The organism is Caulobacter soli (genome assembly GCF_011045195.1).
GTDB classification, from domain to species: domain Bacteria; phylum Pseudomonadota; class Alphaproteobacteria; order Caulobacterales; family Caulobacteraceae; genus Caulobacter; species Caulobacter soli.
This window is the reverse complement of record NZ_CP049199.1, coordinates 4,334,476-4,357,095: the sequence shown is the minus strand read 5'-3', so window position 1 is coordinate 4,357,095 and position 22,620 is coordinate 4,334,476. Positions and strand designations below refer to the sequence as shown.

The following is a 22,620-nucleotide window of genomic DNA, read 5'->3' as shown; positions in this document are numbered from 1 at the left end:
CGCGAAAGGGCTTTACGGATTTCGTCTACCTATCGATAGGTAGAATCAACGAAGAGGCAGCCGCCATGAAAATCCACGACTTCGCCATCGGGCCCAATCCGGCCCGCGTTCGCATCGCCCTGGCCGAGAAGGGTCTGGCCGACGCCGTCACCTTCGTGCCGGTCGACCTGCCCGGCGCCGAGCACAAGCAGCCGGCTTTCCTGGCGAAGAACCCGACGGGCACGGTGCCGGTGTTGGAGCTGGACGACGGCCTCTTCATCTCCGAATGCACGGCCATCACCGAGTACCTCGACAATCTCGACGGCAACCCGACGCTGACCGGCAAGACGCCACGCGAGAAGGCGGTGATCCACATGATGCAGAAGCGGGCCGAGTCCGAGCTGATCGACGCGGTCGGGATCTATTTCCACCACGCCACGCCGGGCCTGGGCGAGAAGCTGCTGCCCCACAAGAGCCCCGACTGGGACGGTCGCCAGGCCTGGGGCGAGCGCTCGCGCGACAAGGCGGTGGCCGGCATGCGCTATTTCGACGGCGTGCTGCGCGAGCGGGATTACGTGGCCGGCGAGACCTTCTCGATGGCCGACATCACGGTCTGGGGCGGCCTGGCCTTCGCTGACTTCGCCCGCATCGCCATCCCCGAGGACTGCACGGCCCTGACGGCGTGGCGGGCGCGCGTGGCGGAACGGCCCAGCGTGAAGTCGCCAGCGTAATAGCCGCCGCTGGACGTCCAAAGAAAAGGCCTCCCGGATCGCTCCGGGAGGCCTTCCTCATTCCACGGACGAAAAACCCTACCGGATCCCGGCCACTTCGCGGGCCCGCTCGCGCTCGGCCTTCTGCTGGTAGGCCAGGTCGCCGTACTTGCCGTACTCCATCCGGGCGATGGTGCGCTGGTGCACCTCGTCCGGACCGTCGGCCAGGCGCAGGGTGCGGATGCCGGCATAGGCTTTCGCCAGGCCGAAGTCGGTGGTGACGCCGCCGCCGCCGTGGGCCTGGATGGCGTCGTCGATGATCTTCAGGGCCAGGCGCGGGGCCGCCACCTTGATCATCGCGATCTCCAGGCGGGCAGACTTGTTGCCGGCCTTGTCCATCATGTCGGCGGCCTTCAGGCACAGCAGGCGGCACATCTCGATGTCGATGCGGGCGTCGGCGACGCGCTCTTCCCAGACGGACTGGTCGGAGATGTACTTGCCGAACGCCTTGCGGCTCATCAGGCGCTTGCACATCTTCTCCAGCGCGACCTCGGCCGTGCCGATGGTGCGCATGCAATGGTGGATGCGGCCGGGGCCCAGGCGGCCCTGGGCGATCTCGAAGCCGCGGCCTTCGCCCAGCAGCAGGGCGTCCTCGACCGGCACGCGCACGTCCTTGAGGATCACCTCGGCGTGGCCGTGCGGAGCGTCGTCATAGCCGAACACCGGCAGCATGCGGACGATCTCGATGCCGGGGCTGTCCATCGGCACCAGAACCTGGCTCTGTTGCTGGTGGCGGCTGGCGTTGTCCGGATCGGTCTTGCCCATGACGATGGCGACCTTGCAGCGCGGATCGCCGACGCCCGAGCTCCACCACTTGCGGCCGTTGATCATATAGTGATCGCCGTCGCGCTCGATGCGGGTCTCGATGTTGGTGGCGTCCGAGCTGGCCACGGCCGGTTCGGTCATCAGGAAGGCGCTGCGGATCTCGCCGTTCATCAGCGGGCGCAGCCAGCGCTCCTTCTGCTCAAGCGTGCCGTAGCGCATCAGCACTTCCATGTTGCCGGTGTCGGGCGCCGAGCAGTTGAACACCTCCGAAGCGAAGCCGATCTTGCCCAGCTGTTCGGCGATCAGGCTGTATTCGAGGTTGGTCAGTTGCACGCCTTCGAAGACGAAGGTGTCGTCGACGTGGGTCTGGCCGCTGTGGGGCGGCATGAAGAAGTTCCACAGGCCGGCCGCCTTGGCCTTGGCCTTTAGTTCCTCGACGACTTGGACGACCTTCCAGCGCTCGGCCCCGAGCACGTTCATCTCGGCCTCGTAGCGCGGGACGGCCGGAACGATGTGCTCTTCCATGAACGCGGTGACGCGGTCGAGGAACTGCCGCTGCGTGGGGGAGATATCGAAATCCATGGCGCTTCCCGATTCCGTTTCTTGTGATCTCAAACACTTGTTTGAAATCGTTCTAGCACCGAATTGACGCGGACGGCAAGGGCGTGTCGTGCTCGACCATGCCGGGGTGAAAGATTGTGCCGACCGCTTCCGCCGTGTCGGTTTTGCCCATGCGGCAAGCCGTTGAAAAGCTTGGCCGTGGCGAAATGGCGCGGTCCTTGCTGGCGCGCGATGGAGCCGGAAAGCACCGGCCAGGAGGCCCGCCATGAAGATCGAATCCCGCGCCGCCTATGCGCCGCCGCTTCCCGCGCCGACCGGAGCGACGATGGGGGCGGCGAGCGACGCCGCGGTCCCGGCCTTCGATCCGACCAGCGCCACCCGCCAGGACATGCGCGACTGGGTCAACGGCCAGGTCCGTTCCGGCGCGATGTCGCTGCGCGACAGCACCGCCCTGGTCAGCCTGAGCGTGAGCCTGCCGGGCGCCGCCGACGACCAGCAGGCCGACTTCGTCGATCTGGCCCGCCAGGCCCAGGGCGGGGCGGCCTATCGCGGCGACGCCAACGACGTGGCCCGCATGGGCTGGGCGTTGGACCGGCTGGAAGGCCTGGACGTGCGCGCCTAGCCTCCGCGCCGGGGCGCATCGCCGTGTTCGGCGTCGCCGCCCGACGAGGGCGGGATCAGGGCCAGGAAGTTGCGGCCCAGGGGCGAGAGGTCTTCGCGGCGAGTGGCCAGGGCCAGGCCGACGCGCGGCGCCAGGCCGTCGATCGGCCGATAGACCACGCCTCGCACCGCCAGCTGGGCGATCGAGGCCGGCACCAGAGCCACGCCCAGGCCCGCGGCGACCAGGTTGATCATCGCGCCGATCTGCGGCGTCTCCTGGCCCAGTGTCGGCTCGAAACCCTCGCGCCGGCAGGCCTCGAGCAGCAGGTTCAGGAAGGTCTGGCCCAGGGCGCGCGAGAAGATCACGAACGGCTCGCGCCGCAGCGCGGCCAGCGCGATGCGGGCCTGACCGGCCAGGGCGTGTCCGGCGGGCAGGGCCAGGATCAGCGGCTCGTCGCCCAGAGACAGCAGGTCCAGGCTGGTGTCGGGAACATTGCTGGGGCGGACGAAGGCGGCGTCCAGTTCGGCGCGGATCAGCCGCTCGGCCAGGCGCGTGGAGGTGCCTTCCTCGACCATCAGGCTGGCCTCGGGATACTTCCAATGGAACAGGGCGAAGGCCTCGGTGACCGCCGGGTGGAAATTGGCCGACGAGGTGAAGCCCACCCGCAGCGCGCCCTGCTGGCCCCCGCCGGCCCGCTGGGCGGCGCGCTTGGCCCCGTCGGCCAGGGCCAGCACCTGCCGCGCTCCGCCGATGAAGGCTTGGCCCGCCTCGGTCAGGATCGCGCCGTGCGGCCGCCGGTGAAACAGCGGGTAGCCGATCTCGTCCTCCAGGTCGCGGATCTGCTGGCTGAGCGGCGGCTGGCCGATGCCGATCCGGGCGGCGGCGCGCGTGAAGTTCTGTTCCTCGGCGACGGCGAGGAAGTAGCGGAGGTGGCGAAGTTCCATGCGGTGTCTGGGCGCTCGGGCAGGGCGCCGGAGCGCTGGGCGGTGAAGGTTGGGCGAGGTGCGAAAATCAGAGCGGAGGGACGCTCTTGGCGGCCCCGGCGTGTGGAACGAGTTTGGACGCCAGCTTCCACAAGGTGACGGCCAGGGCCATCAGGCCGACTGGAATGATGGCCAGCAGCCAGACCACGACAATGGCCATCAACTGCAACGCCGAGGTGAAGACCACCAGCGCCTTGTTTTCCGGCTTAAGGGCGTTCGATCGAGCTGAACGACTGGGCACGAGACGCGTCTCTTTACTGAGGCCGTACCGCTCAAGCGACGCCTTGGGCTACGTCGATCGGAAGCCGACGCGACGTGAGTGGGACGGTCATTAAAATGAATGCGAATCCTGAGATTCCCAAACGTAAAACTATGTAAAATCGAATTCGGTTGCAATTATGTTTTATTGAAAACGCTACGTTGCTGTAAACGTGGCCGTTTTCATGGTAAATTTAATATTACTGTGGGTATTTACTGCTGATATATGTTTTAGATATCGGTCTATATCTTGAATGAATACTGAAATTCGAACCTGATTCGTCTCTTGACCCGGCCGTTTCGAAGCGAGTCGCGCGGCGCGGCGAAGGCCCCGGCCAAGGTGCTTGCGTAAAGGGCGAGGGCGGTATGAAGGTCGCCCCGATCTCCGCCCGATCTTGCGCCCGGCCGCCGGGCGGGGTCATCCTGCCGCCCATGAACATCCAGATTCGCCCCCTCGAAGGCCGCTACGTGCGGCTCGAACCGATCACGCCAGAGCTGCGCGCCGAGCTGAAGGGCGCGATCGACTGCGATCCCGCCAGTTGGGAGATCATGTCGACCAACGGCTGCGGCGAGGGCTTCGCCGACTGGTGGGGCGCGCTGAAGGGCGAGACCGAGCGCGGCGAACGGATCGGCTTCGCCATCCGCCGACTGTCCGACAACAAGGTGGTCGGCACGTCCAGCTATCTGAACATCCGCAAGCTGCACAAGGGCCTGGAAGTCGGTTCGACCTTCCTGCACCCCGACGCCCGCTCGGGCCCGATCAACCCGGAGTCCAAGCTGCTGATGCTGGGCCACGCCTTCGACGCCGGCGCGATCCGTGTGGAGTTCATGATCGACGTGCGCAACGGCCGCAGCCAGGCCGCCGTCGAGAAGCTGGGCGCCGACAAGGACGGCGTGCTGCGCAATCACAAGATCACCTGGACCGGCCACGTGCGCGACACCGCCGTGTTCTCGATCACCGACGCCGACTGGCCGGGCGTCAAGCAGCGCCTGGATTTCCGCCTGCAGGAAGCGTTCGTCTAGGCGCTGTGGGCGTTCGCTCGTCGCCGAGGAGTCGCCCTCGGCCTTCGACAAGCTCAAGATGAGGGCTACGTTTTAGGGCGGTTGAGCTCGAATGCCTCATCCTGAACTTGTCGAAGGACGAGGCATTCGCGCGCCAGCGAGGCGGGCGGCTACGGGCTCGTATCCACCGGTTGGGGCCATTTCTTCCAGCAAACCTGCGCCCAATTGTCACGGTTTTGCGAAGAACGCTGATCTTTGAGGTAAAGATGGCGTTAGCTATCCCTACGTAAAGATTTCGCCAAGCTTTCGCGCGTAGTTTCCGGTCCCATGACGGCAATAGCGTGCTTGAGAATTCTGGTCGCCGGGACCGCCGAGGCGGGTCGGAGCCTCCCGGTCTCCCAGGTGGAAGCCGCCGCCGACCTGTATCTGAAGCACCGCTGGAAGGCCCCGCGCCGCTACGGCGCCGTGGCGCCGCTGGCCTTCGTGCTGGCCGACACCAAGGCCGGGAGCCTGGATCCCGTTGAGATGCAGACCCTGGCCGTCGAGCTTGAGGCGGGCCTGTTTCCCGGTCGCGAAGCCGGCCAGGTGTGCCTGCTGACCTTCGAGGGCGACGAGAAGGCCGTCCTGCAGTTCGCCAGCCTGTCGCAAGCCTCGCTGGCCAGCCTGATCGCCGGCCGGGGCTATGCCGGTCCGGCCGGCCACGTCCAGGTGATCACCGCCGAGGAAATCCGAGCCGTCCCCAGCAAGCCCAGCGAGGCCGTGGTCGACGAGGTGCTGCACGCCGCCCTGGCCCAGACGGAGACGCCCCAGAGCGCCGCCCCCGCGCCGCCGGCCGCCGAGCCGGTCGTCGAGGCCGCCGTCGAACCGGCCGCCGAACCCGCTTCCGCCCCCGCCGCGGCCCCTTCGGCGCCCGCGCCCGCCGCCGCGTCCAAGCCTGCGCCGGCCAAGGCCGCCCCGGCCCCAGAGAAGCCCAAGCCGCCGCCGCCGCCCGCCACGGGCTGGTGGGGCCTGTACCATCCGCCGTCGGAATCCTTCGTTGGCGCGGTGATCGGCCTGCGTTCCGACCTGATGGGGCCGCGCCCCACCGAGGACGCACCCTTGCTGAGCCGCGACCTCAACTGCCTGAACGACGCCCAGGCGACCTTCGCCAAGGCCGACGACGCGGGCATGCTGTTCGTGCCGTTCAGCTTCTGGAACCTGACTAGCCCGGCCTCGCAGGAGGCCTACAAGCGCCGGCTGTCGCGCTATCCGATGGCCATGCAGGCCCGCCTGGGCGCGACGATCTACGACACCCCGCGCGAGCCCTCGCTGGGCACGCTGGGCCAGATCCGCCAGTTCTTGGCGCCGCACTTCGCCTTCATCGACCTGAACATCACCGAGCCGAACTTCCCGGTCGGCACCCTGCCAGGCGACCTGGCCACCAGCATCACCCTGTCGCTGCCCGACGACGACCTGCGGACCCGGATCGAGGCGATCGGCCAGTTCGCCTCGGCCCAGGGGGCCTATCGGGCCAAGGGCGTTCGCCAGGGCGTTACCGGCCTGCGCGACGCCAAGGAACTGGAAGCCTGCCGCGCCGCCGGCCTGCGCTTCGTCTCCGGTCCGGCGATCACCGACCTGATGGCCAGCCCGATCGGCGCCGCCCCGGCCCGCGAGCTGCCGCTGAAGGTGGCGTAGCCCGCCAACCGCGCGCCCGTCGTAAAGACTGGATTTGCCAAGCAATGCAAATCACCTTGGGTAGGTGGCAGGCATGGGCGGGGCGAGACGATGATCGGCGTGAAACGACTGGCGGGCGCGGCCTTGAGCGTGCTGCTGCTGAGCGGCGCGGCGCATGCCGCCCCCAAAGCGGCCCCGACCCCCGAGGCGCGCACCGCCGCCCGCTTCGACGCCATCGTCAAGGACCGCGCCCAACTGCGGCTGTTCCTGCGGGCCATGCCCAAGGGCGGCGACCTGCACAATCACCTGTCCGGCGCGGCCTATGCCGAGGACTTCCTGGCCTGGGCCGACGAGGGCGGGCTGTGCGTGACCACCGACGTCCTGCCGTCCATCGTCGCCGGCCCCTGCGACGCGCCGGGCAAGGTCCCGGCCAAGGGCTTGGCCGCGGCCAACACGGCCCTCTACAACCGGGCGATCAATTCGCTCTCGATGAGAAGTTACAATCCCGGCGCCGACGGGGCCATGGCCTCGGGCCACGACCAGTTCTTCGCCACCTTCAACCGGTTCGGGGCGGCGGGCGACGGCAAGCTTGGCCCCATGCTGGCGGTGGTCCGGGACTACGCGGCCGGTGACACCGTGGGCTATGTCGAGACCTCGGTGAATCCCACGGCGATGGGCGACCTGGCCTGGTCGTTCAAGGACACGCCCTGGACCGGCGATTTCGCCGGCGCCCTGGCGGCGATCCAGCCCAAGCTGCCGGCCATGGTCGCCCAGGCCCGCCAGGAGTTCGACGCCGCCGAGGCGGACGCCGATCGTCGCCAGGGGTGCCTGGCCCAAAAGCCGCGCACCGGACCCTGCGCGGTGGTGCTGGGCTATCAGGGCTTCGCGGTGCGCATCCTGCCGCGATCGGTGGTCTTCGCCCAACTGGCCTCGGCCTTTGCTTTGGCTGAGGGCGATCCGCGCTTCGTCGGCGTCAATATCGTCGCGCCCGAGGACCACCCGGTCTCGCTGGCCGACTACGACCTGCACATGCGGATGATCCAGTTCCTGCACGCCCAGTATCCGAACGTGAAGCTGTCGCTGCACGCCGGCGAGCTGACCCTGGGCCTGGTCACCCCGCGCGAGTTGCGCTTCCATGTCCGAGAGGCGGTCGAGACAGCCGGCGCCAACCGTATCGGCCACGGCGTCGACATCGCCTACGAGGACGGCGCCCACGATCTTTTGGCTCGAATGGCCCGTGACGGGATCGCGGTCGAGATCAACCTGACCAGCAACGACGTCATCCTGGGGGTGAAGGGCGCCGACCATCCGCTGGCCCTCTACCGCAAGGCTGGCGTGCCGTTCGTTCTGTCCACGGACGATGAGGGCGTCTCGCGCATCGACCTGACCAACGAGTATCTGCGCGCCGTCGTCGAGCAGGGCCTGACCTATGCCGACCTCAAGGCCGCCGCCCGCGCCAGCCTGGAATACAGCTTCCTGCCCGGTCCCAGCCTGTGGGCCTCGCCCCGCGCGCCGGTCGCCGCCTGCGCCAAGGCCGGCCCGGCCTGCGACACGTTCCTGGCGGGCAGCCGCAAGGCCACGGCCCAGTGGCGGCTGGAGCGGGAGTTCCAGGCGTTCGAGGCGAGTCCCCGTTAAGCCGCTCATCCCGGCGAATGCCGGGACCCCGATCCCGTAGCGGGGTGGTTGATTGGAGAAACGCAGAGCTTTTGGCGTCAGCCTCAAAGCCATGCCATCTGGGTCCCGGCATTCGCCGGGATGAGCGGATTTTAGAGCCTCACCCCTCCGCCTCATCCTCCCAGGTGATCACCACGCTGTCGGCCGACTTGTCGGCCGGGCCGTGGAACACCGCCTCGATGTTGTTGCCGTCCGGATCGTAGGCGAAGGCGGCGTAGTAGCCGGGGTGGTAGGGCCGCAGGCCGGGCGCGCCGTTGTCGCGTCCGCCATTGGCCAGGGCCGCGGCGTGGAAGCGCTGGACCGTCGCCTCGTCCCAGGCCTGGAAGGCCAGATGCACGTGGCTGCCGGGCTCGCCGACATCCACCCACAGCTCGTCGGCGAAGAAGTAGTCGCCGCCGTCGGGATGGCTGCCCTCGACGACGGGCACGCCGACGGCCTCGAGCACGGCCTTGTAGAACCGTTTCATCGCCGGCAGGTCGTGCGTGCGCAGGTGGATATGATCGATCAGGCGGCCGCGGTGGAGTTGCATGGGGTGTGCTCCGGGACGGGGTTCCGGAAACAACGTAGACGGCGGCGGCCCGGTTTCTGTCAGCAGGGAGCGCGATCGGCGGACGCGTGGACAAGCCGGCGGCGGTTTCGTAAGCCCTGTCGGAGGTCGTGGGGGCGTCGGATGCATATCGGAATGTTCATCGCGCCGGCGTTGCTGGTGCTGGGGCTGTTCTGGCAGCTGGTGGGCAAGCCGGCCCTGGAGCGCCAGGAAGCCGAGGAGGCCGCGGCCAAGGCCAAGCGCCGGGAGAACGCCGCGCTGAGGGCCAGGCTCGACGAGCTGTCGGCCCTGCGCGACGCCGCCAAGGCCGAGCGCGAACGGCCCGATCCCACGCCGGAGGAAATCGCCGAGATGCGCCGGGAACTGTTGGCCTACGGTCGTCCGGCGGCCCTGCTGCAGCGCCGCTGGCCGCCGGCCGCGCGGGGAACCATCCTGCGCAGCTATTTCGGCGGCCTGCCGCGCCTGGCGCCCGACCAGGCCTGGCCGGTGGGCGAGGACGGCCAGGCCCTGACCTTCCTCTGCCAGATCGACGTCGCCGACCTGCCCGCCCCGGTCGCCGCCGTGGCCGAAGGGCTGGACGGAACCCTGCTGTTCTTCTCCCACACCAATTTCGAGGGCGTCGGCGAGCCGCAAAGCGCGGTGCTGCATCGGCCCGGGCGCGGCGACGCCTTCGACGAGCGCGCCGCGCCCGCGACCCTGATGCCGGCCGGCGGCTGGCGCGAAGCCCAGCTCTATCCCTGGCTGGACGGCGACGAGGAGGGCGCGCGAGGCGACCTGCGCCAGGCCATGACCTTCGCGCCGTTCACGTCCTATGCCGACACCCAGGGCGACGCGGTGGCCCTGTGGAACACCCGGACCGCGCACCAGATGGCCTATCAGGCCCTGCAGATGGAGGCGTTCCGCGCGGCCCTGCCGCCGCCGGTCCCCAAGCCGTCGACCCACGCGCGGACCTGGCCGCGCGACGACGCGGCCTGGCCGGCGGCCTGGGTCGTCGTGACCCATGCCTGTCGGGGCCTGGTCGAGTTGGCGAAAAAGCTGAGCGCCGAGCAGCGGCAAGTGTTCGCGCCGGGGATGGAGGCCGAGGCGGACGCCTGGATCTCGGAAGCGCGGGCGCGGCCGTGGCAGGCCCCGCCGGCCGACCGCCACGCCGCCTTCCGCGCCTGGTGGACGGCGACCCGGGCGCGGCTGACCCAGAAGGTCGGGGAGGAGCGGGCGCCCCTGTTCGAGCGGGAGTTCGACGCGCGCGAGCAATTGGCGACGGACCTGGCCGTCGGCCTCTGCGGCCTGGCCGACCAGCCGCCGGCCACGGCCCTGCGCGATGCGCCATGGTTCTGGAGCGAGGGGGCGGCCCACGAGTCGTTGCCCGTGATTCGCAGCTCGTTCCCCAAGCACCAGGTGTTTGGCTACGGCCTGTCGGTGCAGGGCGCCGTCGGCGACCACTGGGACGACCTGTTGCTGTTGCAGATCGCGTGCAACGACGAGCTGGCCTGGGCCAAGGACTGCGGCTACGGCGTGCTGCAGTTCTGGATCTCGCCCGAGGCCCTGGCCGAGCGCCGGTTCTCCGACGTGGCCGTGACTTTCGAGACCGATTAGGGCGGACAGGACCAGGGCGAGACAGGCTGGAGGCCGCATCCGACGCGCGGATGCGGCTCAGTCGACCCGTGGAACGGTCGGCTTACAGGGCGCTGGAAGCGACCTTTTGCGGGCCGTTGGCCTGGGCGGCGGCGCGGTCGACCGCGTCGCGGACGCAGGCGGTGTAGGTGTAGCCGGCCAGGGCCGTGCCGCGGACTTCGTCGGCGCAGGCCTGCGAGGCGGCCTTGGCGATGTCGGCGCGCAGTTCGGCCGGGGCCTTGCCGGAGGTCTTGACGCGGACTTCGCCGGCGTTGGCCGAAGCGGAGGCGAACAGGGCGATGGCCGAGGCGGCCAGGAGAGCGGTGCGGATCATGGGAGGGGCTCCAAGTTCGAGGTTGGGTTCAACCCGTGTGGCTGCGTTTCCTTGGCGCGAAGCGCCGGTTGGTCCCGGCTGCCTCACTTGAGATCCTATATAAATGAGACCATCTCCACTTTCAATAACCTAGGTTAGTATTTTTTGTCGCACCCTCGCCGCACCCTCGCCGTACCCCGGGCGCCCGCCAGCGGCGGCGGCTTCCAGCCGGAGCTGGGCCGATGGGCGTCACGATTGGTTGGACATCGCCAAGGCGGTGTTCCGGGCCGCTTGGCCGATATGCAGTGGATTTACGCATGGGCGGCGCCAAATCTCAGCGGATTGCGAACCTGGAGTTCGCCGGCGACGCGTTGAAGGTGGGACCATGCACGATAAGCCCAATGAGTTTGAAGCGCATGATTTCTTCCGCAGCGACCGGTTCATCGAGGATCCGTACGGCTATTTCGACTACCTGAGGCAGCAGTCTCCGGTGGTGCGCGAGCCCCATCAGGGCATCGTCATGGTCACGGGCTACAACGAAGCGCTCGAGGTCTATAACGACCCGGCGCGCTTCTCCTCCTGCATGTCGACGACAGGGCCGTTCGCGGGGTGCCCCATTCCGCTGGCGGGGCACGAAAACGAAGACATTTCCGAACTGATCGAAGCCTATCGCGACCAGACGCCGTTCAGCGATCAGCTGCCCACGATGGACCCGCCGACCCACACCGCCCATCGGGCGTTGCTGATGTCGCTGATCACCCCGAAGCGCCTCAAGGAAAACGAGGACTTCATGTGGAAGCTGGCCGACGAGCAGATCGACACGTTCATCGCTCGTGGCGAGTGCGAGTTCATGGACGCCTTCGCCCAGCCGTTCGCCGTCCTCGTCGTCTCCGACCTGCTAGGCGTGCCGCCGGAGGACCGGACGGAGTTCCGCAAGCACCTGATCCGGGTGGAGCGGGAGAGCGGCGGCGCCGTGGTCGGCGGCACGGACGGCGAAGTCAATCACGGGCCGCTGACCTTCCTGTACGACAAGTTCTCGAACTATATCGAGGATCGCAGGCGCAATCCGACGGATGACATCCTGACGGGCCTCGCCGCCGCCACCTTCCCCGGCGGCGCGGTGCCGGAACCGATGGACGTCGCCCGGATCGCCGCCAATCTGTTCGCCGCCGGCCAGGAAACCACGGTGCGGTTGCTCAGCTACGCGTTCAAGGTGATCGGCGAACGCCCCGATCTCCAGAAGCGCCTTCGCGAGGATCGCGGCCTCATTCCCAATTTCGTCGAGGAATGCCTGCGGATCGAAGGCCCCGTGAAAGGCGACTTCCGCCTGGCGAAGAAGCCGTCGACCGTCGGCGGCGTCGAGATCCCCGCCGGCGCCTTCCTCTATATCTCCAACAGCGCCGCCAACCGGGACGCCCGCAAGTTCGAAAATCCCGGCGACTTCGAGCTGGACCGGAAGAACGCCCGCCTGCACGTGGCGTTCGGCGCCGGCCGCCATGCCTGTCCCGGCGCGCCGCTGGCGCGGGCCGAAGCGGTGGTCAGCCTCAACCGCATGTTCGACCGGACCAGCGACATCCGCATCAACGAAAAGGTCCACGGGCCGGCCGACGCGCGACGCTATGGCTATCTGCCGACTTTCATCCTGCGCGGGCTGACGCACATCGCCCTGGAGTTCGATCCGGTGGAGGCTGGTTCGCGGTGAAGGTTCATATCAATCAGGATGTGTGCGCCGGCTTCGGGATCTGCGTCGGGGTCTGCCCCGAGGTGTTCGAACTGCACGACGACGGCTACGCCACCGTGCTGGTCGACGAGGTGCCGCCGGACCTCCAGGACCTGGTGCGCACGGCGGAAAGCCAGTGCCCGGCGCGAGCGATTTCCGTGAGCGACGACGCTTCCAGCTGACCGCATAACGCCCCTGATCCTTCTCCCCTCGCGGGAGAAGGTGGCCTGCGAAGCAGGTCGGATGAGGGGGCTCTCAAACGATAGAAGTGGACTCTGAGAGCAGTTCTGAAACGCGACCTTCGGCACAGGAATCCAGGCGCCTAGAAAATGCTCTCCTTAGCGCGGCGGAACTTTGGTGCCTTGACGGTTAGGCTGAGAGGTTCGCCATCATTGTCGGCATGAAGCCTGGCACGATAACCACCGGTCGTTTTGATCGCCGTTTCGCGCAGGCCGTTGAAAGGCCGATTGGGCGTATGGTGCAGAAATACAGGTGCCATCCGATGCCGGTACGCCTCATAGTCCATCACTTGCAGCTCTTGGGCCGTAAGGTGCGAACGCGCCACTAGGCCGGGACGGAGTAGCCGCACGAGCGGACCAGGGTCCATCATGAACCCGATCCGCTCGAGGGTAATGAGGATGACGGCAAAGTCGGCGGCAGCCATTGCCGGAAAGCCAGTCGATGCCTCGGCACCTCTGTCGGGTTTCTTGTGCACGTAGCGGACCGGTAGGCCCAGAATCTGCGCCAGATCTTTGAACTTAACGTCACTGATCAAATCGAGCCGCCCATCCATAAAAGTCGGAAGATCTTGGATGTCCCAGCTATAGGCCCAGCCTGCGGCGGCGATCTCTTCGGACCAGGCCTGAATCTTCTGTGGGTAGGTTCGGACCGGCTCGGCCTGACTGAGGCCGTGCCAGATAGCTTTGATGACGGCGGGGGCGGCGGCGATGTTCATGCTGTGCTCCAACGAAGGACGGTTGCAGGTACGCTGACACTGTCGTCACGACGGCGGGGCCGCACGAATCTCGAAGACTGAGGAGACCATTGGTCATGGGATCAGGGAAGGGCTTCCTCACAGGCTTGCTCGGGATGCTTCGCCACTAGCCGCGACTGTCAACGCCCCTGAAAGACCTCGTCTGGACGGGCTGCGCAGTCGTCTGCAAAATTCAGGCGCGTCGCTTGAAAGGCTAGACGGTGCGGACGCGACTTCCCCTACCGCCTCCCAAACAGCCTCTCGATATCCGCCAGCTTTAGTTCCACATAAGTCGGCCGCCCGTGGTTGCACTGGCCCGAATGCGGCGTCGCCTCCATCTCTCGCAGCAGGGCGTTCATCTCCGCCCCATTGAGCCGGCGCCCCGCCCGCACGCTGCCGTGGCAGGCCATGGTGGAGCAGACCTCTTCCAGGCGCTCCTTCAGGGCCAGGGCCTGGCCGTTCTCGGCCAGGTCGTCGGCGATGTCGCGGACCAGGCCCGCGGCGTCGGTCTTGCCCAGCAGGGCGGGGGTCTCGCGGACCAGGACCGCGCCGGGGCCGAAGCTTTCCAGGACCAGGCCCAGGGCCGCCAGCTCCTCTGAGCGGGCGACGACGCGCTCGGCCTCGGCGGGGTCCAGCTCGACCACCTCGGGCAGCAGCAGGGCTTGGCGGGCGACGCCGCCGGCCGCCATCTCGCCCTTCATCCGCTCATAGACCAGGCGCTCGTGGGCGGCGTGCTGGTCGACGATGACCACGCCGTCGCGGGTCTGGGCGACGATATAGGTCTCGTGCACCTGGGCCCGGGCCGCGCCCAGCGGGAAATCGACGGGGTCGAAGACCGGGGCGGGGCCTTCGCTGAAGCCGCCGGGGTAGGCGATGGTCGGCGGCGCGTCGTACTCGCCGAACGCCGCCTCGCGCACGGCCTCGGCCACGCCGTAGTCGCCGTCGGAGGAACCCGGCTCGACCCGCGCCGAGACGTCCGAGAGGCCCGGCAGCACCTGGGGCGAAGGCCGCGTCCAGCCGCCGTCCTGCCAGGCCGAGAAGCCGGCGGCCGAGGGGCCCGGCCGGTAGTGGGAATAGCCTCCGCCCTGGCCCCCCGCCGGGAAGGAGCCTGGCGGGACCATGGTCTGGGCCCGGATGGCGTCCAGCGCCGACGCGGCCGTGGTGGTCGAGGCGCGGTGGCCGGCCCCGGCCAGGGCGTGGCGCAGGGCCCCGACGATCAGGCCGCGCACCAGGGCCGGGTCGCGGAACCGCACCTCGGCCTTGGCCGGGTGGACGTTGACGTCGACCTCGGCGGTGTCGAGGCTGATATAGAGGGCGGCGGTCGGGTGGCGGTCGCGCGCGAGAAAGTCGGCATAGGCCGCGCGCAGGGCGCCTTGCAGCAGCCGGTCGCGCACCGGCCGGCCGTTGACGAACAGGTACTGGTGGGCGGCGTTGCCCCGGTTGTAGGTGGGCAGGCCGGCGAAACCCGTCAGGCGCACGCCGTCGCGGGTCTGGTCGATCTCGATGGCGTTGTCCTGGAAGTCACGGCCCAGCACGGCCGACAGGCGCGCCAGACGGCCTTGCGGACCGGGATGCTCGGGCGGCAGGCGGATCACCCGGCGGCCGTCGATGTCCAGCGAGAAGCCGACGCTCTCGTTGGCCATGGCCTGGCGCTTGATCTCCTCGGTGATCGCCAGGGCCTCGGCGCGCTCGGACTTCATGAACTTCAGCCGGGCGGGGGTGGCGTAGAACAGGTCGCGCACCTCGATCCGCGCCCCGTGGTCGCCGGCGAAGGCGGCGGGGGCCACATCGCCGACGCTGCCGCCCTCGACCAGGATCGACCAGGCGTCGCCCTGGCCCTTGGCGCGCGAGGCGATCGACAGGCGGGCGACCGAGCCGATCGACGGCAGGGCCTCGCCCCGGAAGCCCATGGTGTGGATGCGCAACAGGTCCCACAGGCCGTCGGCGTCGGGGGCCAGCTTGGAGGTGGCGTGGCGCTCGATGGCCACCGGCAGCTCCTCGGCCGAGAGGCCGCAACCGTCGTCGGCCACCAGGATGCGGGTCAGGCCGCCGCCGTGGGCCTCGACCTCGATCCGCGTGGCGCCGGCGTCGATGGCGTTGTCGACCAGCTCCTTGATAGCGCTGGCGGGACGCTCCACGACCTCGCCGGCGGCGATGCGGTTGACGGTCTCGGGCGGCAGGCGGCGGATGGGCATCGTGGCGGACTTTCGGGCGCGGACCGGGAAAGGACCCGCATTGCGGCATGGTAATTTGACCGGCCCGGCTTGGGCCCTTCCAAGTGTGGAAGACCAATCATCCTAGATCGATTCCGCCACGGGCTGGAGAAGCACAGATAGTGACGCGCGTTCGTTTCGCTCCCCATCCTTGTCATCGCCGCTGCGCGGCGGCCGGGATGACAGCGCTGGGCTTGATGTTCTTCGGCTCGACCGCCCTGGCCCAGCAGGCCGTCGACGCTTCCGGGCCGATCGATCTGCGCAAGGTCGATCCCGAGGCCAATCTGGTCGAGGAACTGGTGGTCAACGCCCGCCTGCCGGGCCCGGCCTGGTGGAAGGTCAGCGACGCCGACACCACGGTCTATGTGCTGGGCGTGCCGAGCATGGTTCCCACCGACCTGAAGGTCGACGACTCGGTGTTCAGGCGGCGGGTGGACGGCGCCAACGTGCTGATCATGGGCCAGGAGGCCGAGGTCAGCGTGGTGCGCGTCGTCGGACTGGCGGTGGGCGGCAAGCGGTTGTTCATCAGCGACAAGCCGATGCGTCAGACCCTGCCGCCGGACCTGCGCGCGCGGCTGGAGGCGCGGCTGGCGGTGATGAAGGAAAAGCCCGACAGCATGGACGAGATCAAGCCGGCCTTCGCCGGCTTCCTGGTGGCCAACGCGGGGGAGGGCGGCGACGTCACCATCAGCGTGGGCGGGGTGACCAGCAGGATCCGCGAGATCGCGAAGGGCAAGGATCTTGAGAAGCGGCCGCGCATCGAGGACCTGCCGGGCTACAGTCTGGTCGGGGCGGTCAAGAGTCTGGCCACCGCGCCCCAGCCGCTGCAGGAGCTGTGCCTGGACGCGGGCTTGCGCCAGGCCGAGAGCGGCCAGGGCGGGATCAAGGTCACGGCCGAGCGCTGGGCGCGCGGCGAGGTGCGCGAGGTGGTCTCGGCCGACCGCGGCTTCCAGCGCTGCCTGGCCTCGACCCCGGCCATCGCCGGTCAGCTGCGCGACGGGCAGGCCGATGCGGTCAAGGCGATCACGGCGGCGCTGAAGACGCCCGGCAAGGCGGTGGCGGTGATCGAGCTGCGGTCGCTGTTGGCCGAGGGTGGAGTGTTGGAGCAGCTGCGGGCCAAGGGGTTCACGGTGACGACGCCGGGAGAGTGACCCGAAGCGCTTTTCCTCGCGGGCGGCGCTGTCCCTCCCCCTTGTGGGGAGGGTGGCCTCGCGACGCGAGGTCGGGTGGGGTCTGATGAGTCAGCAGGCCCCACCCACCAGCTTCGCTGGTCCCCCCTCCCCATAAAGGGGAGGGACGGCGGCTGGGCGGAAGTGCGAGAAGGTCTTCGATGGTTCGGGAGACTCGGCATGCGGCGACTGGCGATTCTGGCGACGGCCGCCGCCCTCTTCACCACCCCCGCCCACGCCCAGACCGCCCCCGGCCTCGACGACCCCGAGGCCAATGTCGTCGAGGCCCTGGTGGTGGCGGCCAAGCTGCCCGGTCCGGCCTGGTGGAAGATCTCCGACGGCGACACCACGATCTACATGCTGGGCGTTCTGCAGGCCCTGCCGCAGGGCCAGGCCTGGGACACCAGCGTGCTGGACCACCGGCTGGACGGCGCCTTCGCGGTGATCCTGCCGCCCGAGGGCCGGGCGGGGATCGGCGACCTGCCGGCCGCCCTGGCCCTGCGCGGCAAGCTGAAGGCCGACGCGCCGCTGGACGCCTCGGTCGGCGACCTGGGTCCCAAGCTGGCCCGCGCCCGCGCGACCCTCGGCAAGAAGCCCGACGCCTACAACGGCTGGAACCCGCTGGGGGCGGGGATCATGATGGCCGGCGACTATCGCAAGTCGGTGCGGCTGGAGCCGGCCGAGCCGGAGCGCGCCATCGGTCGCCTGGCCCGCAAGCACGGGCTCAAGCCGAAGCCGGCCGCGACCTACAAGGTCATGCCGCTGGTCAAGACGGCGGTGCGCGAGCACTCGCGCGAGGCCGGGCTGATCTGCCTGGAGGGCGTGCTCGACGAGATCAACGCTGGGCCGGAGGCGGCGCGGGCGGCCGCCCGGGCCTGGACGCGCGGCGACGTGCGCGGCGCGATCGCGGGGCCTCGGAACTTCCAGCGCTGCCTGCTGGCGTTGCCGGGCATGGCCGACCTCGAGCGCCGGGGCACGCAGGACGAGGTCGAGGCCTTGGCGGCGGCGATGAAGACGCCGGGGCACGCGGTGGCGGTCTACGGGATCCGCAGCCTGGTGGCGCGGGGCGGTGTGCTGGATCTGATGCGGGCGCGGGGGTTTGTGGTGTCGACGCCGGAATGAGGCGCACCGACTTGCCCCCACCTGACCGCTTCGCGGTCTGTCCGCCCCCATAGGGGGCGGAGGCTTCAGGCGCGGCGCGCCTCTTCCCCCTCCGGGGGAAGACGACCGCGAAGCGGTCCGTAGGGGGCAAGTGTTCGCCGCACGAAAAAGGCCCAGAAGTTTCCTTCCGGGCCTTTCGAAATCTCAGCGGATCAAGTCCGGCCCTACAGGCCCGGCAGCTTGATCTTGCTTTCCTTTTCCCGGGTGATGACGATCGTGCCGTTGCCGGTCAGGGCCTTCAGGCGGGCCTCTTCGGTGGCGGCGTCGACCGGGGCGGCGTCGGTGGCGCCGGTTTCCGAGGCGGTCGGGGCGGCGGTCTTGTCGCCCTTCTTCCAGAACATCACCTTCTGCGAGAAGCTTTCGTCCTTGTGGGCCAGGTCGCCGTTCTCGTCGTCGACGACGAAGCGGATCAGCGGGTCGGCCTTCTCGACGCCGGCCTTGGCGACCAGCAGCTTTTCGCCGTCCGAACGGCCGGCGGCGTTGCTCTGGCCGATCAGGGCCTGACGCGCGGCGCTTTCAGGCTGCAGTTCCTGCGGGCGCGGCTCGCCGGGCGCCGGCGGGCGCAGGCTGTAGTCGGGCGGCACCACCAGCGGCGCCTTGGTGACGACGCGGAATTCGTCTGGAACAACCTTGCTCATGCCCAGCGCCTTGGACGTGGACTGGCAACCGGCGAGGCCCATGGCGGCCACGGAGGCCAAGACGCCCAGGGTCGCGACCCGATAGAAACTCATGAAACCTGCTCCAGCGGCCCCCCGGGCCGATATTTCGGACGCTCTCGATACGACATCCGAGGCCGGGCGCCAATCTTCCTTGAGATCGTGGCTACGTTGAGGCCGTTCTGTCGCGCTACAGCCCGTGACCGTCTGGATTGGCGAGGTTTTTTTCTTCCGAGAGGAAGCTGTCCAGCAGCAGCAGGCACACCCCGACGCTGATCGCCGAGTCGGCGACGTTGAACACCCAGGGGAAGTGCAGGCGCGAGACGTCGATGAAGTCGACGACATAGCCGTAGCGGACGCGGTCGATCAGGTTGTTGCCGAACGCCCCGCCGATGATCAGGCCGATGCCGCCGGCCATCAGCGGCTTGACCGCTTTGCGCGCCCAGACGGCCAAGCCCACCACCACGACGGCCGAGAACAGGGTCAGCAGCCAGCGGGAAAGCTCCGAGCCCCGGAACAGGCCAAAGCTCATGCCCAGGTTATGGACCAGGGTCAGGTAGAAGGGGCCGACCACGTGCTGGCTGGCGCCGGGCGCGGTTCCCAGAGTGGAAAGGATCCAGGCCTTGCTGATCTGGTCCAGCACGATGGTGATCGCGGCGATCAGATAGGCGGTCCAGCCGAGGCGGGTGATTTTCATGTCAGTCTCTGATCTTCCTTCTCCCCTTGCGGGAGAAGGTGGCCTGCGAAGCAGGTCGGATGAGGGGTTTCACCGGCCGCGCCGTGCGACCCCTCATCCGTCGCTGCGCGACACCTTCTCCCGCAAGGGGAGAAGGAAGCAAACACCTTAAGTGTGTTGCGCGTCCCACCACGCCACCGCTTCGGCGTCGCGCAGGCTAAGCTCCGGATAGCGGGGGTCGGTTCCCACCTCCGGCAGGATGCGCCACGAGCGGGCGCACTTCTTGCCGTCGGCCAGCGGGACCTCGACGGCCACGCCCTTGACCTCGTCCAGCGCGAACGCGCCCGCCGCCTCGTCGGCGACCAGGGTCGCGGCGCTGGTGCGGAACACCTCGGCGGCGTCCAGGCCGTCGAAGGCGGCCAGCAGGTCGGCGTCGGCGATGTGGACGACCGGCGCGGCCTCGAGCGCCGAGCCTATCCGCTTGTCGCGGCGCTCGACCTCCAGGGCCGAGGTGACCACCGAGGTCACGGTCTCGACCTTGGCCCAGCGCGCGGCCTCGGCGTCGTTGCGCCAGGCGGCCGGGGTCTCCGGCATCACCCGCAGCACGTTGCTGCCGGCGTCGGGGAAGCGCGTCGTCCAGGCCTCTTCCATCGTGAAGCTGGTCAGGGGCGACAGCCACACCGTCAGGCGCTCGAACACATAGTCCAGCACCGTGCGATAGGCCCGGCGGCGCAGGGCCGTGGGCGCGTCGCAATAGAGGCTGTCCTTGCGGATGTCGAAGAACAGGCTGGACAGGTCGCCCTGGCAGAAGTCGATCAGCGGCCGGATCACGTCGCTGAAGCGATAGGCCTCGTAGGCGGCCTTCACTTGGCCATCCAGCTCCCACAGGCGGTGCAGGATGTACTTCTCCAGCGGCGGGAAGTCGGCGTAGCCGGTGACCCGTTCGGCCTCGTCGAAGCCGGCCAGGGCGCCCAGCAGGTAGCGGGTGGTGTTGCGCAGCTTGCGATAGGCGTCGGTGGTGGTGGCCAGGATCGTCTTGCCGATCCGCTGGTCCTCCGAATAGTCGACCATCGCCGCCCACAGCCGCAGGATCTCGGCGCCGCTTTCCTTGGTGATGGTCTGGGGCTCGACGGTGTTGCCCTTGGACTTGGACATCTTCTCGCCGTTCTCGTCCTGGGTGAACCCGTGGGTCAGGACGCCCTTGTACGGCGCGCGGCCGCGCGTGCCGCAGCTCTCCAGCAGCGACGACTGGAACCAGCCACGGTGCTGGTCGGAGCCTTCCAGGTACAGATCGGCCGGGGAGCGGCTGTCGTTGCGGCCTTCCAGGGTGAAGGCGTGGGTCGAGCCGCTGTCGAACCAGACGTCGAGGATGTCGATGACCTTCTCGAACTGGGCCGGATCGCGGTCGCCCAGGAAGTGGCTGTCGGGCAGCTCGAACCAGGCGTCGCTGCCGCCGTCCTGGATGGCGTCCAGGATGCGGCGGTTGACCGCCTCGTCCATCAGCGGAACGCCCGTCTCCTTGTCGACGAACATGGCCAGGGGCGTGCCCCAGGCGCGCTGGCGGCTGATCAGCCAATCCGGACGCGTCTCGACCATGGCCCCGATGCGGTTGCGGCCGGCGTCGGGGTGGAAGGCGGTGTCGGCGATGGCCTGGACCGCCACCTCGCGCAGGGTCTTGCCGCCCAGCGAGGGCACGGCCTGGTCCATGCGGATGAACCATTGCGGGGTGTTGCGGAAGATCACCGGGGCCTTGGAGCGCCAGCTGTGCGGATAGCTGTGCTCGACGCGGCCGCGCGCCAAGAGGTTGCCGGCCTCGATCAGCTTGTCCATCACCGCGCCGTTGGCGGCCCCGAACTTGCCGGCCTTCTTGCCCTCGGTCTCGATGACCTTCAGGCCCGCGAACAGCGGCACGTGCGGGAAATAGGCGCCGTCGGGATCGACGGTGTCGGGGATGGAGTCCAGCGCGTAGCCGCTCTTCAGCCAGACCAGATAGTCGTCGGCGCCGTGGCCCGGGGCGGTGTGGACGAAGCCGGTGCCGGCGTCGTCGGTCACGTGGTCGCCGGCCAGCAGGGGGACGTCGAAGCCGTAACCTTCATCGAATTGGGCGAGGGGGTGGGCGCAGATCAGGCCGGTCGGATCGACCGGCTCGGCCCGGCGCCACGACGCGACCTTGGCGGCCTTGCGCACGTCCTCGGCCAGCTTGTCGGCGACGATCAGGCGATCGCCGACCTTGGACCACGGGGCGAACTCCAGGTTCTCCTCCATGGCCTCGACCTCGTAGAGGCCATACTCGACCTTGGGGTTGAAGCTGATCGCCCGGTTGGCCGGGATGGTCCACGGGGTGGTGGTCCAGATCACGACGCTGGCGTCGTTGGGCGGCAGGCGGAAGACGTTGTCGCCGGCCGCGTTGCCCGACACGGCGTAGCGGTCCTCGTCATAGGCCTTGACCGGGAACTTTACCCAGACGGTCGGGCTGACGTGGTCGTGGTACTCGATCTCGGCGTCGGCCAGGGCCGTGCGCTCGACCGGGCTCCACATCACGGGCTTGGAGCCGCGATAGAGCTGGCCGCTGGTGGCGAACTTGTGGAACTCGGCGACGATCGTCGCCTCGCTGCCGTAGTCCATGGTGGCGTAGCGGTTCCACCAGTCGCCCAGCACGCCCAGGCGCTGGAACTCGACCTTCTGGGCCTCGATCCAGCCGGCGGCGTATTCGCGGCAGCGCTTGCGGAACTCGGCGGCGGGCACCTCGTCCTTGCGGCGGCCCTTGGCGCGGAACTCTTCCTCGATCTTCCATTCGATCGGCAGGCCGTGGCAGTCCCAGCCGGGCACGTAGTCGACGTCGTAGCCCAGGGCGAAGCGGCTGCGGACCACGAAGTCCTTCAGCGTCTTGTTCAGGGCGTGGCCGATGTGGATCGCGCCATTGGCGTAGGGCGGGCCGTCGTGCAGCACGAACAGCGGGGCGCCGGCGGCCTGGCGCGCGGCGCGCACCGCGCCGTACAGGCCCTTGTCGGACAGGGCCGCCCAGCCTTCCAGGATCTCGGGTTCCTTTTTGGGCAGGCCGCCGCGCATCGGGAACGGGGTGTCGGGAAGGAAGACGGTTTCGCGGTAGTCGCGGGCGGTCGTGGCGTCGTCGGCCATGGCATGGCTATCCAGCTTGGAGGTGTTCGGAAGAAGTTGCGGGGTCGTCGTCCCGGCGCGCGCTGGAGCTACCGTCCGGCGGCGTCACGCCGGGCGGTTAATTCGCGGGGTTTTCCGAACGAAAGGCATGGGCGGGGGATAGCAGAGGTGACGGGGAGGGGCAAACGGGCTCTCACCATCTTCCAGGCTCAACAAGG

The 22,620-nt window shown here is 68.7% G+C and carries 20 protein-coding genes and 1 pseudogene; 10 read left to right on the top strand and 11 right to left on the bottom strand.

The annotated features are described in order from the left end of the window. The first annotated feature begins 65 nt into the window (after positions 1-65). Positions 66-710 carry a glutathione S-transferase family protein gene (locus tag G3M62_RS20290; RefSeq protein WP_165190294.1) on the top strand — a complete coding sequence of 215 codons (645 nt, stop codon included), beginning with the start codon at positions 66-68 and terminating at the stop codon, positions 708-710. Positions 711-788: 78 nt separating this feature from the next. On the opposite strand, the gene G3M62_RS20285 is transcribed toward G3M62_RS20290, so the two are convergent. Next, complete coding sequence (locus tag G3M62_RS20285; RefSeq protein ID WP_165190292.1) at positions 789-2,096, bottom strand: acyl-CoA dehydrogenase family protein; 1,308 nt, start codon at positions 2,094-2,096, stop codon at positions 789-791. Positions 2,097-2,340: 244 nt separating this feature from the next. Between G3M62_RS20285 and G3M62_RS20280 the strand changes: the two genes are divergently transcribed. Beyond that, positions 2,341-2,697 carry a hypothetical protein gene (locus G3M62_RS20280; RefSeq protein ID WP_165190290.1) on the top strand — a complete coding sequence of 119 codons (357 nt, stop codon included), beginning with the start codon at positions 2,341-2,343 and terminating at the stop codon, positions 2,695-2,697. Here G3M62_RS20280 and G3M62_RS20275 read toward each other — a convergent pair. Together G3M62_RS20275 and G3M62_RS20270 are read right to left on the bottom strand one after the other, a co-directional pair. Further along, entirely contained in the window at positions 2,694-3,620 is a 927-nt protein-coding gene (locus tag G3M62_RS20275; protein WP_165190288.1) for a LysR family transcriptional regulator, read from the bottom strand. The two genes, G3M62_RS20280 and G3M62_RS20275, sit on opposite strands and share 4 nt — an antisense overlap. A 67-nt stretch (positions 3,621-3,687) precedes the next feature. Beyond that, on the bottom strand, positions 3,688-3,900 hold the full coding sequence (locus G3M62_RS20270) for a hypothetical protein (protein ID WP_165190286.1): 213 nt from the start codon (positions 3,898-3,900) through the stop codon (positions 3,688-3,690). A gap of 449 nt (positions 3,901-4,349) precedes the next feature. Here G3M62_RS20270 and G3M62_RS20265 point away from each other — a divergent pair, with 449 nt between their 5' ends. The 3 genes from G3M62_RS20265 (at position 4,350) to G3M62_RS20255 (ending at position 8,207) form a co-directional block, all read left to right on the top strand. After that, positions 4,350-4,940 (top strand): GNAT family N-acetyltransferase, encoded by a 591-nt coding sequence (locus tag G3M62_RS20265; RefSeq protein WP_165191384.1) that lies wholly within the window; start codon positions 4,350-4,352, stop codon positions 4,938-4,940. 324 nt (positions 4,941-5,264) lie between these two features. Beyond that, positions 5,265-6,593, top strand: a complete 1,329-nt coding sequence (locus G3M62_RS20260; RefSeq protein WP_246263345.1) for a hypothetical protein — start codon at positions 5,265-5,267, stop codon at positions 6,591-6,593. 90 nt (positions 6,594-6,683) lie between these two features. Further along, positions 6,684-8,207, top strand: coding sequence for an adenosine deaminase family protein (locus tag G3M62_RS20255; RefSeq protein ID WP_205691915.1), 1,524 nt, complete (start codon positions 6,684-6,686; stop codon positions 8,205-8,207). Between the two features lie 139 nt (positions 8,208-8,346). On the opposite strand, the gene G3M62_RS20250 is transcribed toward G3M62_RS20255, so the two are convergent. Next, positions 8,347-8,775 (bottom strand): VOC family protein, encoded by a 429-nt coding sequence (locus tag G3M62_RS20250; protein WP_165190282.1) that lies wholly within the window; start codon positions 8,773-8,775, stop codon positions 8,347-8,349. Between the two features lie 141 nt (positions 8,776-8,916). On the opposite strand from G3M62_RS20250, the gene G3M62_RS20245 reads away from it, so the two are divergent. Further along, complete coding sequence (locus G3M62_RS20245) at positions 8,917-10,386, top strand: DUF1963 domain-containing protein (protein WP_165190280.1); 1,470 nt, start codon at positions 8,917-8,919, stop codon at positions 10,384-10,386. 82 nt (positions 10,387-10,468) lie between these two features. Here G3M62_RS20245 and G3M62_RS20240 read toward each other — a convergent pair whose 3' ends face one another. Continuing rightward, on the bottom strand, positions 10,469-10,738 hold the full coding sequence (locus tag G3M62_RS20240; RefSeq protein ID WP_165190278.1) for a hypothetical protein: 270 nt from the start codon (positions 10,736-10,738) through the stop codon (positions 10,469-10,471). Between the two features lie 364 nt (positions 10,739-11,102). On the opposite strand from G3M62_RS20240, the gene G3M62_RS20235 reads away from it, so the two are divergent. Then, complete coding sequence (locus G3M62_RS20235) at positions 11,103-12,419, top strand: cytochrome P450 (protein ID WP_165190276.1); 1,317 nt, start codon at positions 11,103-11,105, stop codon at positions 12,417-12,419. Beyond that, on the top strand, positions 12,416-12,619 hold the full coding sequence (locus G3M62_RS20230; protein ID WP_165190274.1) for a ferredoxin: 204 nt from the start codon (positions 12,416-12,418) through the stop codon (positions 12,617-12,619). The genes G3M62_RS20235 and G3M62_RS20230 overlap by 4 nt, the downstream gene beginning before the upstream one ends. A gap of 140 nt (positions 12,620-12,759) precedes the next feature. On the opposite strand, the gene G3M62_RS20225 is transcribed toward G3M62_RS20230, so the two are convergent. Together G3M62_RS20225 and mutL are read right to left on the bottom strand one after the other, a co-directional pair. Then, positions 12,760-13,392 (bottom strand): hypothetical protein, encoded by a 633-nt coding sequence (locus tag G3M62_RS20225; protein WP_165190272.1) that lies wholly within the window; start codon positions 13,390-13,392, stop codon positions 12,760-12,762. A gap of 257 nt (positions 13,393-13,649) precedes the next feature. Continuing rightward, a complete protein-coding gene (mutL, locus tag G3M62_RS20220; protein WP_165190270.1) occupies positions 13,650-15,605 on the bottom strand; it encodes a DNA mismatch repair endonuclease MutL in 1,956 nt (651 codons plus the stop codon). A gap of 197 nt (positions 15,606-15,802) precedes the next feature. Here mutL and G3M62_RS20215 point away from each other — a divergent pair, with 197 nt between their 5' ends. Together G3M62_RS20215 and G3M62_RS20210 are read left to right on the top strand one after the other, a co-directional pair. After that, positions 15,803-16,774: a TraB/GumN family protein gene (locus G3M62_RS20215; protein WP_165190268.1), complete on the top strand. Its 972-nt coding sequence runs from the start codon at positions 15,803-15,805 to the stop codon at positions 16,772-16,774. A gap of 198 nt (positions 16,775-16,972) precedes the next feature. Continuing rightward, positions 16,973-17,914, top strand: a complete 942-nt coding sequence (locus tag G3M62_RS20210; RefSeq protein ID WP_165190266.1) for a TraB/GumN family protein — start codon at positions 16,973-16,975, stop codon at positions 17,912-17,914. Positions 17,915-18,117: 203 nt separating this feature from the next. Here G3M62_RS20210 and G3M62_RS20205 read toward each other — a convergent pair whose 3' ends face one another. From G3M62_RS20205 to ileS, 4 genes and pseudogenes are all read right to left on the bottom strand, one after another. After that, on the bottom strand, positions 18,118-18,684 hold the full coding sequence (locus G3M62_RS20205) for a DUF3035 domain-containing protein (RefSeq protein WP_165190264.1): 567 nt from the start codon (positions 18,682-18,684) through the stop codon (positions 18,118-18,120). Between the two features lie 115 nt (positions 18,685-18,799). Further along, positions 18,800-19,306, bottom strand: coding sequence for a signal peptidase II (gene lspA / locus G3M62_RS20200; RefSeq protein ID WP_165190262.1), 507 nt, complete (start codon positions 19,304-19,306; stop codon positions 18,800-18,802). A gap of 15 nt (positions 19,307-19,321) precedes the next feature. After that, a pseudogene (locus G3M62_RS27000) lies at positions 19,322-19,432 on the bottom strand (hypothetical protein); the annotation flags it as partial. Positions 19,433-19,453: 21 nt separating this feature from the next. Next, complete coding sequence (gene ileS, locus G3M62_RS20195; protein ID WP_165190260.1) at positions 19,454-22,423, bottom strand: isoleucine--tRNA ligase; 2,970 nt, start codon at positions 22,421-22,423, stop codon at positions 19,454-19,456. Between the last annotated feature and the right edge of the window lie 197 nt (positions 22,424-22,620).

Excerpts from the sequence above, each read along its gene's own strand:
- mutL (WP_165190270.1), bottom strand. The coding sequence starts at position 15,605 with ATGCCCATCCGCCGCCTGCCGCCCGAGACCGTCAACCGCATCGCCGCC.
- ileS (WP_165190260.1), bottom strand. The coding sequence starts at position 22,423 with ATGGCCGACGACGCCACGACCGCCCGCGACTACCGCGAAACCGTCTTC.
- G3M62_RS20245 (WP_165190280.1), top strand. The coding sequence starts at position 8,917 with ATGCATATCGGAATGTTCATCGCGCCGGCGTTGCTGGTGCTGGGGCTG.
- G3M62_RS20285 (WP_165190292.1), bottom strand. The coding sequence starts at position 2,096 with ATGGATTTCGATATCTCCCCCACGCAGCGGCAGTTCCTCGACCGCGTC.
- G3M62_RS20265 (WP_165191384.1), top strand. The coding sequence starts at position 4,350 with ATGAACATCCAGATTCGCCCCCTCGAAGGCCGCTACGTGCGGCTCGAA.
- lspA (WP_165190262.1), bottom strand. The coding sequence starts at position 19,306 with ATGAAAATCACCCGCCTCGGCTGGACCGCCTATCTGATCGCCGCGATC.
- G3M62_RS20250 (WP_165190282.1), bottom strand. The coding sequence starts at position 8,775 with ATGCAACTCCACCGCGGCCGCCTGATCGATCATATCCACCTGCGCACG.
- G3M62_RS20255 (WP_205691915.1), top strand. The coding sequence starts at position 6,684 with ATGATCGGCGTGAAACGACTGGCGGGCGCGGCCTTGAGCGTGCTGCTG.
- G3M62_RS20225 (WP_165190272.1), bottom strand. The coding sequence starts at position 13,392 with ATGAACATCGCCGCCGCCCCCGCCGTCATCAAAGCTATCTGGCACGGC.
- G3M62_RS20215 (WP_165190268.1), top strand. The coding sequence starts at position 15,803 with ATGACAGCGCTGGGCTTGATGTTCTTCGGCTCGACCGCCCTGGCCCAG.
- G3M62_RS20275 (WP_165190288.1), bottom strand. The coding sequence starts at position 3,620 with ATGGAACTTCGCCACCTCCGCTACTTCCTCGCCGTCGCCGAGGAACAG.
- G3M62_RS20210 (WP_165190266.1), top strand. The coding sequence starts at position 16,973 with ATGCGGCGACTGGCGATTCTGGCGACGGCCGCCGCCCTCTTCACCACC.
- G3M62_RS20240 (WP_165190278.1), bottom strand. The coding sequence starts at position 10,738 with ATGATCCGCACCGCTCTCCTGGCCGCCTCGGCCATCGCCCTGTTCGCC.
- G3M62_RS20235 (WP_165190276.1), top strand. The coding sequence starts at position 11,103 with ATGCACGATAAGCCCAATGAGTTTGAAGCGCATGATTTCTTCCGCAGC.
- G3M62_RS20280 (WP_165190290.1), top strand. The coding sequence starts at position 2,341 with ATGAAGATCGAATCCCGCGCCGCCTATGCGCCGCCGCTTCCCGCGCCG.
- G3M62_RS20205 (WP_165190264.1), bottom strand. The coding sequence starts at position 18,684 with ATGAGTTTCTATCGGGTCGCGACCCTGGGCGTCTTGGCCTCCGTGGCC.
- G3M62_RS20290 (WP_165190294.1), top strand. The coding sequence starts at position 66 with ATGAAAATCCACGACTTCGCCATCGGGCCCAATCCGGCCCGCGTTCGC.